The organism is Aeromonas oralensis (genome assembly GCF_049665575.1).
GTDB classification, from domain to species: Bacteria; Pseudomonadota; Gammaproteobacteria; order Enterobacterales; family Aeromonadaceae; genus Aeromonas; species Aeromonas hydrophila.
Genome location: NZ_CP187186.1, coordinates 1,505,854 through 1,519,523, shown reverse-complemented (window position 1 = coordinate 1,519,523; position 13,670 = coordinate 1,505,854). Strand labels below are relative to the sequence as shown.

The window sequence follows — 13,670 nt, the reverse complement described above, 5'->3', positions numbered from 1 at the left end:
CTATGTCAAACTTCGGCTTTACCCGCTAGTTTACCCCAAGACTCATGCTAAAAAAGATCGATTTGTATACGGATGGTTCCTGTCTCGGCAACCCGGGCCCTGGCGGCTATGGTGCCGTCATGGTCTATGGCAAGCACCGCAAGGAGCTCGCCGCCGGTTTTCGCCTCACCACCAACAACCGGATGGAGCTGATGGCCGCCATCATGGGGCTGCGCACCCTGAACGAGCCCTGCCAGGTCAGACTCACCACCGACAGCCAGTATGTGCGCCAGGGGATCACCCAGTGGATCATCGGCTGGAAGAAGAAAGGGTGGGTGACTGCCAGCCGCCAGCCGGTCAAGAACGTCGATCTCTGGCAGGCATTGGATGCGGAAGTGACGCGCCATCAGATCGAATGGCTCTGGGTCAAGGGGCACTCCGGTCATCCGGAAAACGAACGCTGTGACGAGCTGGCCCGCGAGGCCGCCAGCGGCAAGCAGCTGGCCGAGGATACCGGCTACCAACCCTGATCCAAGTCAGCCTCACCCATCAGGGTCACTCGCCAACCAGAGCGCCTGAGACTGACTACCAGCCCTGGCGCGCCATGCCCGGCGTCACTATCGACTCGGGCAAGCGCCAGCGGCGGCGCACCGGCGTCAGCGGAAAGCGCCGCTTGCGCGCCGCTATCACGTAGACGGACGCAAACGGCCTGCAATAATCTCGCCCCACACTCTCCCGCCACCAGCCGATCCGGCTCTGCTTGCCCATGAACGAGTAGCCAAAGCGCTCGTCAAACATCACTTCACACCCGAGCAGCTGCAGCCAGTCGGTGACCCGCGCCGGAGTGAACATGCGGGCCGACCAGGGCAGATGTTGGCGCAGGAAAGGCAGGCAGTGGCCGATGCCGACCAGGCTGAGCGGATTGTAGCCGCTGACGATGAGCCAGCCATCGTCGGTCAGTACTCGCTCCGCCTCGCGCAGCACCTGGTGGGGGTCTGGCGAAAAGTCGAGACAGTGGGCCAGCAGGCAGGCATCCACGCTGCCGGTGCGCACCGGCAGGGCCAGTGGATCACCCTTGAGATCCAGCAATCTGCCGCTGGGGGCAACCCCTATCTGGTGGCGAATGGAAGAGCAGCCGCAGGAGAGTTCGGCGCTCAGCGCCCCGACTTTAAGCAGATGATAACCAAACAGATGTGGACACCAGCTGTCGAGCCGCTCCTGGATCTCGGCCGCTACCCAGTCCCCCATGGGCAGTGCCGACCAGCTGGTCGGGATCTCGATTTGTTGTTCGGTACGTGCCACCTGCATAATAGGGCTCAACTTGGGGTTCGAACGCCATCCAGTTATATAAGATACCCTCCATAAAGAGAAGCAGACTCATGTATCCAGTGATCACAGTTCCTGCCTTTAACGACAACTACATCTGGTTGATCCGACACGAAAATCACTGCCTGGTCGTCGACCCGGGCGATGCCGAACCCGTGCTGGAGCGACTGGCCGCACTGGAGCTGCAGCTCGACGCAATTCTGCTGACCCATCACCACCACGATCATGTGGGAGGCGTCACCGCCCTGCTCGGCCATTTCCCCCATGCCAGACTCTATGGGCCCAAACTTGACCCCATGCCCGCTCATCACGGCCAGTGGCTCGATGACGGGGATCAGATCAACTGGCACGGTCTGAGTCTCGAGGTGATCCATGTGCCCGGCCATACCCATGGCCACATCGCCTATTACGGCCACGGCATGCTGTTTTGTGGCGATACCCTCTTCAGTGCCGGTTGCGGCCGCCTGTTCGAAGGTACCCCGGCCCAGATGCACGCCTCACTGCAACGACTCGCCGCCCTGCCCGACGACACCCTCATTTATTGTGCCCATGAGTACACCCTCTCCAACCTGCGCTTTGCCTACGCGGTCGAGCCGGACAACCAGGCGATCCAGCAGCGGATCGGGCTGATCAGCAAGCTGCGCCAGCAGGGTCTGCCGAGTCTGCCATCACGGCTGGGGGATGAGCGGGAGTTCAACGTTTTTCTGCGATGCGAACAGGATTCCGTGAAATTTTCTGCTGAGAAACACGCCTTAAAATGCTTGGAAAATCCAGAGGATACCTTCACCGTGCTGCGATCCTGGAAGGACGTTTTTTGAACAAACCTTGATCAGGGGGCCATTGCCCCTTATGATGCGAGCTGTTTTTCCTAAAGATGACCTGAGCGAGATGAAGGTACGAACGGCCTTATTGGCGGCGCTGTTTCTCAGCGGCTGCCAAAACCTGAGCCATCAGGATGACCGGGCGCTAACGGCAATCGAGCCGATCAAGTCCCCCCAAGTCAACAAAAAAGCGTATAAAAAACATTCGGCGCGCTTCCTGTTCGGAGACGAACAGATCGACGAACTGGATGACACCGATAACCTGTGGGTGCGTATCAGCGATGATATGCAGTTTGATCCGCAGGAGAACGACCGTGTCCGTCAGCAGCGTGATTGGTTGTTGCGCAATGATAAGCATCTGGCGACCATTGCCAGCCGGGCTGAGCCCTACCTGTATCTGATGGTAGAGGAAATCGAACGGCGTGAGCTGCCAATGGAGCTTATTACCATCCCCATGATCGAGAGCATGTTCGATCCCCACGCCCGTTCCCGCAGCAATGCGGTGGGTCTGTGGCAGTTCGTTCCTGCGACCGGCAAGAACTTCGGCCTGCGCCACGACAACTGGTACGACGGCCGCCGCGATGTACTGGCCTCCACCAATGCCGCGCTGGATTATCTGGAGTACCTGAACCGTTTCTTCGACGGCGACTGGCTGCAGACGCTGGCGGCTTACAATGCCGGTGAAGGACGGGTGCGCAACGCCATCACCCGCAATCAGAAGGCAGGCCGACCGACCGACTACTGGTCACTCGATTTGCCCCGCGAAACCCGGATGTATGTGCCCAAAATCCTAGCCATGGCCGACATGATCCGCAACGCGGACAAGTACAATGTCACCCTGCCGGTACTGGCCAACAAGCCTCAGCTGCGGGTGGTCAACACCGGCGGCCAGATCGATCTGAACGTGGCAGCCCAGCTGGCAGGCCTGCGTCCGGCTCAGCTGAAAGAGGTCAATCCGGCCCTGACGCGCTGGTCGACCTCACCCAAGGGGCCCTATCGCCTGCTGGTACCGGTCGAGTATGCCGATACCCTGGAGCTGGCCCTGGCCGATCTGCCCCAGAGCGAGCGCATCCGCACCCGCTCCTATCAGGTCACCAGCGGCGACACCCTCTCTCGCATCGCCCAGAATCACGGGGTGAGCGTGCAGCAGCTCAAGCTGGCCAACAACCTGAGTGGCAACCACCTGCGCCGTGGCCAGACCCTGATGATCCCGACCAGCGGCAGCAAGCCGGTGGTCAGTCAGAGCGCCCAGAGCAAGCCACAGCAGCTCGCCAGCCGCAGTGCCGGCAAGATCCAGTACAAGGTACGTGCCGGTGACAATCTGTGGAGCATCAGCCAGGCACACGGGGTAACCCATGACGAGCTGGCCAAGTGGAACGGTCTCAACGCCAAGTCGGCCTTGAAGCCTGGCATGAAGCTGGTGGTCTGGCCCAAGCAGGGCAAGAGCAGCAACAAGTCCATGGTCTATCAGGTGCGCCGCGGCGATTCCCTTTCCTCCATCGCAGCCCGTTTTCAGGTTGCCGTGATGGATGTGATGCGCTGGAATCAGCTGGGCAAGAGCGATTACCTCAAGCCTGGTCAGGAGCTGACCCTGTTCGTGAAGAACAACAGCTGATCGTTCATCGCTTCATAAAAAATACCCCGCCAAAAGCGGGGTATTTTTTTATCTGGAACAGGCCACCCTGGTGACCAGTACGGCTTCAGGGAGTGATGGCCTGGGCCGCGAAACGGGCCATGATGGGGTTGTGATCCGAGGCATCGGTCGCCGGACTGCTCACTTCCACCAGGTCCAGATTGCGGTAGTAGAGGTGATCGAGCGGTCGGCCGAAGGCGGTCCGGCGCAGATCCGGCACCGGGATCGCCTCCTGCAGCCCCAGTTCACCCACCAGCTTGTTCAGCCAGAATTCGCGCTTGTCGCTCCAGGTGTTGAAATCTCCGGCCAGAATGACCGGGCCCTGATGGCGATGGATGAGGGCAGTCAGATCGTTGAGCTGCTCACGAAAGGTCGCCATCCCCAGCTCGAAATTCACCGCATGCAGGTTCACCACCAGCACGCCGTCAGGATCCCCCTGCAAGGGGTAGAGGCTGACCAGACCGGATTTGGGGATGCGCAGCAGCGGCTCGGGGGAACGCACGCCGCACACGAACGCCTGTGGCGTCTTGGCGACCGTCATCACGCCGAAGGAGACACCGCCCTGGGTAAAGGCTTGCAATTGCTGCCACTGGAAATCACCGGCCTTCAGCCATTCCAGCATGTCGGGGCGGGTCGCCGACTCCTGCAGCAGTACCAGATCCTGGGATTTTGCATACTCGTCCAGCCCCTCGCGCCAGTTTTTACGCTGACCCTTGTAGAGATTCCAGACGGTAATGCCGAACTCGCGTGGCAAGGCGGTGGAGGCCAGCGCCACCAGCGGCGGCTTCTGGCAGTTGGCGCCCGGAATGATGCCCTGCGCCGTGACCAGGTGATCCTGATCCGGCACCTCGAAACAACCGACCAGTCCCAACGTCAGCAGCGACGTACCCAGAATGCGATAACTATTTTTCATTGGCTAACAACCACCTGCCTCTGCATTGTGTCCTGACCATCACAAATGTCATCGCTGCCGACTAGGCTGATAGCTCGTGTCCGGCCCGGCTCATCCAGAAGGAATTCAACGATGGCGAGACAGCACCAGTACCGCGTGACATTTTATGATCAACAAGGAAATTGTCATCAAGTGGAGCTTTCCACCGTCTATCAGATCAGACGGGATCCCCAGTGCGATCTCTGCCTGTTCGACACCCAGCAGTGCGTCGGCTCGGAAGAGATGCTGGAACGCATGATACGGCAAAAAACCGGGTTTGAGCAGGAAATATCCATCATCAACGCCCGGCTTATCTGAGCCGGATCAGACCGGTACCGGACGGGATTTTCCCTGTTCGTCGATGGCGACATAGGTGAAGATCCCTTCGGTCACGCAGTAGCGCTGGGCCTCGTTTTCACGCAGCACCGGCTTGACCCACACCTCCAGCTTCAGCCGCATGGAGCTGCGACCGATCTTCAGGCAGCGCCCGTAGCAACACACCACGTCGCCCACCTTGACCGGGCTGTGAAAGGTCATGCCCTCGACGGATACGGTACAAATACGTCCTTTTGCCAGCTCCTTGGCCATGATGCCCCCACCTATATCCATCTGGGACATGATCCAACCCCCGAAGATATCGCCATTGGGGTTGGTATCGGCTGGCATTGCCAGGGTTCTCAGCAACAGTTCCCCATCGGGGTGACGTTTTGTATCTACCATCTTTACCGCTCTCTCTATATGGATGGCGGCATGATAGGGGGCGAGCCCCCCCTTGGCAAACCTCAATTGCCCGCCGCGCAACACCATTGGAGCCGCCTGTACCTCACCACCATGCATACGCATAACACTAGGCGGGATGCTCAGTGACCCCGAGCCGCCAGCTCGGCAAACCAGTGCGCCGGATCGGGCCAGCGATATACAAAACCGAGATGCTCGCAGATGCGCAGCCCCTCGACGGGGACAAACCGGCGCCGGCTCGATGAAGACCGGGGCCGGCAGGCCCAGCTGGCGCGCGGCAAAGGGGTAGAACTGCTCCCGGCGCGGGTGCACCGGCGCACTCAGGTTGTAGGCATCCCCATCCTTTCCCTGCGCCAGCAGCAGCTGACAGGCGGCCACCACGTCATCCAGATGCACCAGGTTCACCGCCTGGCCGCCCCCTTCCAGGGTCTTGCCCGCCAGGAAGCGGCCGGGATGACGCTGTGGCCCGTACAGCCCGGCCGGACGCAGCACCATGGCACAGGGAATGCCGGCCCCCATCGCCGCCTGCTCGGAGGCCAGCATCCGCATCCCGCGCTCGTGGGCAGGCATGGGGTGTTCATCCTCCTCCTGCCCCGGCGCCCAAACCGAGGTGGCACTCACGAACAGCAGCCGCTGCACGCCGGCGGCCTGCGCCAACTCGGCCACCCGCCCGATGGCGGCCGGGTAATCCTCGACCTTGCTCGGCGGCACGCAGATCACCAGCTCGCGGCAGCGAAACGGCAGGGCGGTCAGCCCGGTGCCCAGTTGCAGTGGCCAGGCCTGCAGTCCCTCTGCCGTCAGCTGCGCGGCTTTTTCGACCGAGCTGACCGTCACCGCCACCTCGCGGCCCTCGGCCTGAAGTGTCCGGGCCAACGGCAACCCCAGCCAGCCAGCGCCCACAATCCCCGTCTGGTATTCACTCTCTGTTGTCATGACAAAATCCTGGCAAAAAAAAACGGCCATCCATGATGACCGTCGAAAGTAACGAAGGAAATAGCTGGATTAACCAGTTACCTCCCACAGCGGGAAAATCGGGAGCGCAGGCTCCTAATTCGTGGAGCCTATGCTAGTGGCAGGCAGTCCAAAAAGCTTTGAAGCGGATCACAGTTGAAAAGGATTTCTGAAAACGCTTTCAATTTTTCCGCAAAATAGGGGAGCGACATTGGCCCATTCAGGGCCAATGTCGCTCACTCAGGCGACGGATTCCCGTCTGACCAGCTCGGCCTCGAACTTGAGCTCCAGCCCCTCGGCCGGCTTGTGATCCAGCAGGCTCAGCGCCAACTCGGCAGCCCGGCCGCCCATCTCCTCGATGGGGTAGCGCACCGTGGTGAGCTTGGGATAGATGTAGCGGGCATAGGGAATGTCATCAAAACCCACCACCGAGATCTGCTGCGGGATCTTGTATCCCCGCTCCAGCAGGCAAGAGATGGCACCCGCCACCATGGCGTCGTTGAAGCCGAGTACGGCGGTAAACTCAACCCCCCGATCAAGCAGTTCGCCCATCGCCACATAACCGCCGTTCTCGTCGGCAAAGGCACGGCCGATGAGGGCGGGATCGATCGCGATGCCGGCCCGCTGCAGGGCGTGATGATAGCCTGCCATCCGCTGCTGGCCATCGACGAACTCTTCATCGTCCGAGGTTACGAAGGCAATCTTGCGATGGCCCGCATCCAGCAGGTGCTGGCAGGCGGTGGTGATGCCGGCCTGGTTGTCCAGCCAGACGCAGCGATCTTCGGCGCCTGGCACCTGGCGGTTGATGAAGACCACCGGGGTGCTGCCCGCCACCAGCTCGCTCAGCTCCTCGTCGGGCAGCGCCTTGCTGTGCAGGATCAGCGCATCACACTGGCGCTGCAGCAACGCCTGGATGGCGTGGCGCTCGCGCACCTCGTCGTGGTTGCCGGACATGACGATGGTGAACTTGTCTGCCTTGTCCACCACGCTCTCGATGCCGCGCATCATCTGGGCGAAGAAGGGGCCACCACACAGATCCCCCACCAGCACACCGATGCAGTTGGAGCGCTTGCTGACCAGCGCCTGGGCAAAGCTGTTGGGACGAAAATTGAGTTCCTTCATGGCCGCCATGACGGCCTCACGCTTTTCTGGTGCCACCTGCGCCGTGTTGTTGATGACTCGCGACACAGTTGAAATGGACACATTAGCCAACCGGGAAACGTCTTTAATCGTTGCCACTATCAATTCCTTTGTTGGGGGAGCCTGTCTGTGTTGAACGGGCGATTATAACGAACCTGCCAGACCAAGAGATGGCGCCCGATCACCTGGCAGGTTTCCTTTTGTAACAAAACCTTATGGGATAATAACCATTTTGGGGAGGGAATGGGAATCCGGCTGCCGCCAGGGCGGCAGCCGTCTCAATAAGCGTGACTCAGCTCGCGCTCGGACATGAAGCGCAGCGGCTGCTGCAGCTTGTGCTGATAGATGAGATCGAACGACAGCACGTTCTGCACATAGTTGCGCGTCTCCTTGTAGGGGATGCTCTCGACCCAGACATCCATCGGCTTGTCCGCACTCTGATCGCGCCAGCGTTTGACCCGGCCGGGGCCGGCGTTGTAGGCCGCCGCCGCCAGGATCCGGTTGCCGTCGTACACATCCAGCAGCCGCTTGAGATAGGCGCTGCCAAGGCGGATGTTCATGGCGGGATCAAACAGCTGCTGTTCGTTGCGATAGGGCACTCCCAGCTTGCTGGCCGTCTCTTTGGCGGTGGTCGGCATCAGCTGCATCAGCCCCCTCGCCCCGACCGGCGATTGTGCCAGCGGGTAGAGCGCGCTCTCCTGCCGGGAAATGGCGTAGAGCAGGCTGGTGTTCATGGTCCGCTCCTGCGCCATCTGGGAGAAGGTGTGCTTGAGCGGCAGCGGGAAGCGCAAATCGAGGGCATCCCAGGCCTCGGCCCGGATGCTGGCCAGAATGGCCAGTTCATGCCAGCCCTGGTTGAGGGCGATGTGGCCGAACTCGAGGCGCTGGGCCACCGGATTGCGATCCATGTTGTGGATCCACTCCGCCCGCGCCGCCGTGATCTCGTTCATGTCGAGCAACTCACGCACCCGCAGCAGGAAGGGCCAGCGGCTGCTGGCGGTGCGCCAGTCCGGCACCTTCTTCGCCACGCTCTGATTCTTCATCCGATAGGGCACGCCACTGCGCTGCGCCGCCATGAAGCCGTAGAAGCCACGCAGATTGGCGGTCTCCAGATAGAGATCCCGCGCCGGTTTCTGCTGACCCTGCACCTCCAGCGAGCGAGCCAGCCAGTAGCGCCAGCGATCCTCCTTCTGCAAACCCATGGGCATGCGCTTGACCCAGCCGGAGAGCCCTTTCCAGTCCTGCTCCCAGATGGCGAGCCGGGCCCGCAGCTCCAGCAGATCCGGGTCGGCCTGGCGCACCACGGTAGCATCCAGCCAGTTGCGCTGGGCGGTTGAGCGATCCAGCAGCAGCCGTCTGGCCACCGCCCGTTCCACCGGCTTGAGCTCGGCGGCGCTCAGCGCGAAACGCGAGCGCAGATAGCCGAGCTGCCCCAGCACCGCTTCCGGCTGCTGGTTGGCATAGCGGGCCAGCCCTAGCAGCAGCAATTTTTTGGAGGGTGCGGCGGTAGTGAAATAGGCCGTGTTCATCGCTTTGGCGGGCTGTTCGAACAGGGTAATCATCTGATCCCCGTACGCCTTCATGCCGCCGCCGAGCTGGGCACCGAGGTGGCGGATGAGGTTCGGGTTCTCCGCCTCAAAGGCCAAAGTCATGCGGGTCCAGATCTTCTCCTGGGTACGCAAGCCGGCCTGCTGCCAGAGCTGGAACAGGGGATCGCAGGCATCGGGGCGAGACTGGCCACTCAGCCAGAGCTTGCCCGCCTCCTGCAGTGCCTGGCTCTGCTGGCCGGTGTAGTAGCGTGCTTGATAGTGCATGCAGAGCAGATCTGTGGAGTTCGGCTTGGCCGGATAGAAGCGCAGGAACTGGGACCACTGCTGGCTTTGGGCCAGATAGGTGAGGTAGCTGCGTTCCAGCCGGTTGGATTGGGGGGTGTCACCGTGCTCGCGGATGAAGCGGGTCACGTCGTCATACTCCGCCGCCCCGGGCCGAAAGGCCAACTGGTAGTAATCGAGATAGGGCAGCAGCGGATAATGGGTCAAACGGGCGCGAATTTGCTGAAAACGGGCCTGATCGTCGGCCCGCACCGCGTCATAAGCCTGGCGATAGAGAGATTGTTCCAGAGTCTGCGCCGCAACCTGCGTCAGCAGCCCCGGCACGCACAGCGCCGATAAAATGATTCCCTGCACGGCTTTCACGAGAGACGTCTCCATTGAGAGGCAATGCCACCGCCCGTTGGCGGTGGTGTCATATTCCCTCATTCTACCCGTTAACCCGAGGGGCTACAGCTCGCCGGCGAGACTATTTTTACCCCCGGCCAGCGGGCTTTCACTGCGGGCAAGGCGCTGCACGTAGCGCTCCAGATAGGGCACCGGCAGCGGCTTGGAAGCCAGGTAGCCCTGGTAGAAGTGGCAGCCCTGGGCCTGCAGAAACTCCAGCTGCTGACGCGACTCCACCCCTTCTGCCGTTACGTTGAAGCCCATGTGGCGCGCCATGGCGATCACCGCCTCGACGATGGCCATGTTGTCGCCATCGCGCGGGATATCCTGGATGAAGGAGCGGTCGATCTTGAGCTCGTCTGCTGGCAGCCGCTTGAGGTAGCTCAAGGAGGAGTAACCGGCGCCGAAGTCATCGATGGCAAAGCTGATGCCGAGCGCCTTGAGCTCGCTCATCTTGCTGATGGTGTCTTCCGCGTGCCCCAGCACCACGGACTCGGTGATCTCCAGATTCAGACTGGCGGGATCCATGCCGGTAGAGGCCAGCACGTCGTGGATCCGGTCGACGAAATCGGTGGCGTGAAACTGCTTGGCACTGACGTTCACCGACAGCTGCGGGATGTGAATGCCGTTCTCCTCCCAGCGCACGTACTGGGCACAGGCCTCGTACAACACCCAGTTGCCGATGTCGACGATAAGGTCCGTCTCCTCGGCGATGGGGATGAACTCGGCGGGCGACACCAGGGCCCGGCCGGGCGGCTGCCAGCGGATCAGCGCCTCGACGCCGATGATGTCCCCCCCTCCACCATGTGCTGGGGCTGGTAGTAGAGGGTCAGCTCCTGCTGGTCGAGAGCGCTGCGCAACTCGTTGTGAATGAGCAGCCTGCGATCTGCCTGCAACTGCATCGAGGCATCGAAGAAGCGCCGGGTCTTGCGGCCGGCCGACTTGGCCTGATACATGGCGGTGTCCGCCTGCTTGAGCAGATCGTCCACCCCTTGCTCCCGACCGGGGAAGAGGGTGATGCCGACGCTGGCGCCGATGTGCAGCACCTGGCCCGCATGGTTGTAGGGGGCCGCAATCTCGCTGATGAGCCGCTCGGCAATGAGGTCGGCCTGCATTTCAGCCTGGGGGGGCTCGCCGAGAGCGAGGGCAGCAGCAGCACGAACTCGTCGCCACCGAGCCGCGCCAGACAATCCCCCTGCCGTACTAGCCGCTTGAGCCGGCTGGCGACCTCCTTGAGCAGCCAGTCACCGGTAGCGTGGCCGAGGGAGTCGTTGATGGTCTTGAAGTGATCCAGATCGATGAACAGCAGGGCACCGATCAGATAGTCGCGGCTTGCCTCGTCAAAGGCGTGGGCCAGGGTTTCGTGCAGCTGGCGGCGATTGGGCAGGCCGGTCAGCTCGTCGTAATAGGCAAGATCCTGGATGCGGCGCTCGGCCTCCTTGCGCTCGGAGATATCCTCGAAGCAGATGACGAAGTGGCTGATCCCCCCCTGTCATCCTGCACCGGGGTGACTATCTCCCACTGCGGATAGGGGTAGCCGTCCGCGTGCAGCCGTTGGGTCTCCCCCTGCCAGCGGCTCAGGGTGCCGAGCTCGTAGCCAAGCCCCCCAACCCGCACCAGAGATCGTTGCCCAGATGCAGCCCGATCACCCGCTGACTGTCAAAGCCGGTGATCTGGCTGAAGGCGTGGTTGACCCGCAAAATCTTGAAATCGGGGTCGGTGATGATGATCCCTTCATGGGTTTCAAACGCCACAGCCGACAGGCGTAGCTGGGCATCGCTCTGCAACCGCTCCAGCTCCGCCACCATGCGCATGGAGAAGGTGGTCAGTACCGACCCCAGATTGGGGATCGCGCTCTCATCGGAGAAGATCAGCGCCAGGTGGCCCAGGATCTGGCCGTTGCGATCACACAGCGGCAGGCCGTAGTAGCCCTGCCCCGCCTTGAAACCGGTACAGGAGGGCAGATCGTTCGCCAGGGGAATGACGCAGGTCTCCCCCGCCAGATAGACCTGCTGGCAAGGCATGCCATCGAGCTCGTACTCCTTGAGGTCGATGCCGTGGCAGGCCAGCACCTTGAGCCGTCCGCTGCCGGTGCGCTCCGCCAGCCAGACCGCGTCCGCCACCAGGATGTGGGCGAGCTGATTGACCAGGGTATTGAAGAAATCGAGCCCGGTCCGGGCAGAGAGCGCCTGCGCCAACTGAGTCAACAAGGGGTCTTGCAGCAGCGGCAGTTGCTGGGAAAGGTCGGCAGGCAGCTGGGTGCTGCGGGTGGTGTCGAGTGGCGCAATCCAGCCGCAGCACATCTGCTGGGCCGGCACGTACTGGCCGCTCCAGAGCACGTGGCGCACCTCGCCCCCCTCCTCGCAGAGGTGACCGATGAACTGGGCCGGTTGCTGTGAGTGGTAAAGTCTGGCGAGAAAGTCGGCAAAGCCGGCCTCGTCATCTGCCGCCAATTGCCCGAACCAGGGGTGAGGACCCTCTCCTTGCCAGAGCTGGTAGGAGGCATGATCGGACAGACTCCATTGGGCGTGTTGCCGATTATAAAACCACATCATCTGAGTGGCCTGCTGTTTCATGTACTACTCCAACACCACAACAACCACGTTCAAGTCCCTGACGACTTGGCAGCGCCCACATTCACAGCGCGCACGTCGGCAAGGGCGGTGCGGGGAGAAAGTGCAAAAGATGCGAGACTAAGCGGTGAAAACCGGACATGAGGTCGACATGCGGCGCTGCCACGAAGGGACAGAAACGATCCAAGTTTCTCCATACTGCCTGCCAGTTTCGTGGAGCTCAAGCGCTTTTTGGTGCAGAACGGGAAAAGATCACAATTTATTCCTCCCCTCGGAAGCAAGGCCACACTTCGTGACGCAGATCACATTTTAATGTTCAGCCATGAGTAATCTGAAGGTGAAGACACAAGCAAGACGACCCGAAGGGGGCCAATATGAAAATCGAAATTACCAGCAAAATCATCGACATCACCCCGGCTATCCGCGAGCGCATTGAATCCCGTTTTGACAAGCTCGAGCGTCTTCAGGTGCCTCTTATCACACCCCATGTGATTGTCTCCAAAGAGCGTCTGATGTTCATCGTTGAAGCCACTGCTGGCATCCCCAACGGCAAGCTGTTTGCCCAGGCAGAACATGAGGACTTGTACGCCGCCATCACCGAACTGGGGCAAAAGCTGGAGCGCCAGATCAACCGCCATACCGAGAAACCTATCGCCCGTCGCGCCGCAGCGATTGGCAAGGAAGTGCCGCAAGAGGATGAAGCCGACGCCTAAACTGCGCCACGGCACAGCCAACAACGACAAAGGCGGGATCTCCCGCCTTTTTGCTGCCCGAATACCGGCGCTTGTCGCTTTCAGCAACCACTGAGCCAGTGCAGCCTGGCATCCACCCCCGCCTTGAGCGTATCGAGGATCGGCAGCATCAGCAGGGGATCGTCGCGTCTGGGCTGATCCGCCAGCTTGCCCTGCCAGCGCTCCCGTCCAAGCGGCGACAGGTTGTCATAAACGGCGGGCTCCAGCGCCGGCGGGGTGCCAAGCAGCGGCGGTGAGCGCAGCGCCAGCCAGAGCCGCACATCCACCATGGAGCCCCCCTGTTGCAGCCGCTCGTTGACCTGAGCGGCCTCTTCGTCATTTGCACTGCCCTGCAGGGGCGTGGCAGGCGGCAGCTCAAAGCGGCTGCGCCAGACCCGGCTCTCTGCCTTTGCTGGCTGCCTGGGATCGAACCAGGGCTGCTCTTCCACCGCATCGGTCAGCAGGGCCAGATGCAGGCGAAAGTCAGCCCTGTCTCCGTGCTGGAGATCCTGGTTGAGACGTTGCCCCAGCTGGGCCTCGTCCACCAGCCACTGCTCACGAATGGCGCTGGGTAGCATGAGATAACTCTTGGAAACGGTGGTTTCATCCTTTATCGGCCGCAAATACGATC

The 13,670-nt window shown here is 61.4% G+C and carries 11 protein-coding genes and 2 pseudogenes; 5 read left to right on the top strand and 8 right to left on the bottom strand.

Annotation, left to right across the window (positions count from 1 at the left end; genetic code table 11):
- Positions 1 to 44: 44 nt before the first annotated feature.
- Positions 45 to 509: a ribonuclease HI gene (rnhA, locus tag ACPDZI_RS07340; protein ID WP_187267594.1), complete on the top strand. Its 465-nt coding sequence runs from the start codon at positions 45 to 47 to the stop codon at positions 507 to 509.
- A gap of 55 nt (positions 510 to 564) precedes the next feature.
- On the opposite strand, the gene ACPDZI_RS07335 is transcribed toward rnhA, so the two are convergent.
- A complete protein-coding gene (locus ACPDZI_RS07335) occupies positions 565 to 1,287 on the bottom strand; it encodes a class I SAM-dependent methyltransferase (protein WP_336989046.1) in 723 nt (240 codons plus the stop codon).
- A gap of 71 nt (positions 1,288 to 1,358) precedes the next feature.
- Here ACPDZI_RS07335 and gloB point away from each other — a divergent pair, with 71 nt between their 5' ends.
- Together gloB and ACPDZI_RS07325 are read left to right on the top strand one after the other, a co-directional pair.
- Positions 1,359 to 2,123, top strand: coding sequence for a hydroxyacylglutathione hydrolase (gene gloB, locus ACPDZI_RS07330; RefSeq protein WP_024943786.1), 765 nt, complete (start codon positions 1,359 to 1,361; stop codon positions 2,121 to 2,123).
- 70 nt (positions 2,124 to 2,193) lie between these two features.
- Positions 2,194 to 3,741, top strand: a complete 1,548-nt coding sequence (locus ACPDZI_RS07325; RefSeq protein ID WP_011705461.1) for a LysM peptidoglycan-binding domain-containing protein — start codon at positions 2,194 to 2,196, stop codon at positions 3,739 to 3,741.
- A gap of 85 nt (positions 3,742 to 3,826) precedes the next feature.
- Here the strand turns inward: ACPDZI_RS07325 and ACPDZI_RS07320 are convergent, their stop codons facing one another.
- Positions 3,827 to 4,672, bottom strand: a complete 846-nt coding sequence (locus ACPDZI_RS07320) for an endonuclease/exonuclease/phosphatase family protein (protein ID WP_016350239.1) — start codon at positions 4,670 to 4,672, stop codon at positions 3,827 to 3,829.
- Positions 4,673 to 4,783: 111 nt separating this feature from the next.
- Here ACPDZI_RS07320 and ACPDZI_RS07315 point away from each other — a divergent pair, with 111 nt between their 5' ends.
- Positions 4,784 to 5,008, top strand: coding sequence for a hypothetical protein (locus ACPDZI_RS07315; RefSeq protein ID WP_005299261.1), 225 nt, complete (start codon positions 4,784 to 4,786; stop codon positions 5,006 to 5,008).
- A 6-nt stretch (positions 5,009 to 5,014) separates the two neighbouring features.
- Here ACPDZI_RS07315 and yciA read toward each other — a convergent pair whose 3' ends face one another.
- From yciA to ACPDZI_RS07290, 5 genes and pseudogenes are all read right to left on the bottom strand, one after another.
- Entirely contained in the window at positions 5,015 to 5,410 is a 396-nt protein-coding gene (gene yciA / locus ACPDZI_RS07310; protein ID WP_168965743.1) for an acyl-CoA thioester hydrolase YciA, read from the bottom strand.
- 140 nt (positions 5,411 to 5,550) lie between these two features.
- A pseudogene (locus tag ACPDZI_RS07305) lies at positions 5,551 to 6,361 on the bottom strand (NAD-dependent epimerase/dehydratase family protein).
- A gap of 258 nt (positions 6,362 to 6,619) precedes the next feature.
- Positions 6,620 to 7,618 carry a LacI family DNA-binding transcriptional regulator gene (locus tag ACPDZI_RS07300; RefSeq protein ID WP_041218298.1) on the bottom strand — a complete coding sequence of 333 codons (999 nt, stop codon included), beginning with the start codon at positions 7,616 to 7,618 and terminating at the stop codon, positions 6,620 to 6,622.
- Between the two features lie 179 nt (positions 7,619 to 7,797).
- Positions 7,798 to 9,714, bottom strand: coding sequence for a transglycosylase SLT domain-containing protein (locus ACPDZI_RS07295; protein WP_187267598.1), 1,917 nt, complete (start codon positions 9,712 to 9,714; stop codon positions 7,798 to 7,800).
- A gap of 84 nt (positions 9,715 to 9,798) precedes the next feature.
- A pseudogene (locus tag ACPDZI_RS07290) lies at positions 9,799 to 12,311 on the bottom strand (putative bifunctional diguanylate cyclase/phosphodiesterase).
- A gap of 371 nt (positions 12,312 to 12,682) precedes the next feature.
- Between ACPDZI_RS07290 and hpf the strand changes: the two are divergent.
- Positions 12,683 to 13,021: a ribosome hibernation-promoting factor, HPF/YfiA family gene (hpf, locus tag ACPDZI_RS07285; RefSeq protein WP_187267600.1), complete on the top strand. Its 339-nt coding sequence runs from the start codon at positions 12,683 to 12,685 to the stop codon at positions 13,019 to 13,021.
- A gap of 80 nt (positions 13,022 to 13,101) precedes the next feature.
- On the opposite strand, the gene ACPDZI_RS07280 is transcribed toward hpf, so the two are convergent.
- Positions 13,102 to 13,617, bottom strand: coding sequence for a VC2046/SO_2500 family protein (locus tag ACPDZI_RS07280; RefSeq protein WP_102989926.1), 516 nt, complete (start codon positions 13,615 to 13,617; stop codon positions 13,102 to 13,104).
- Positions 13,618 to 13,670 lie beyond the last annotated feature (53 nt).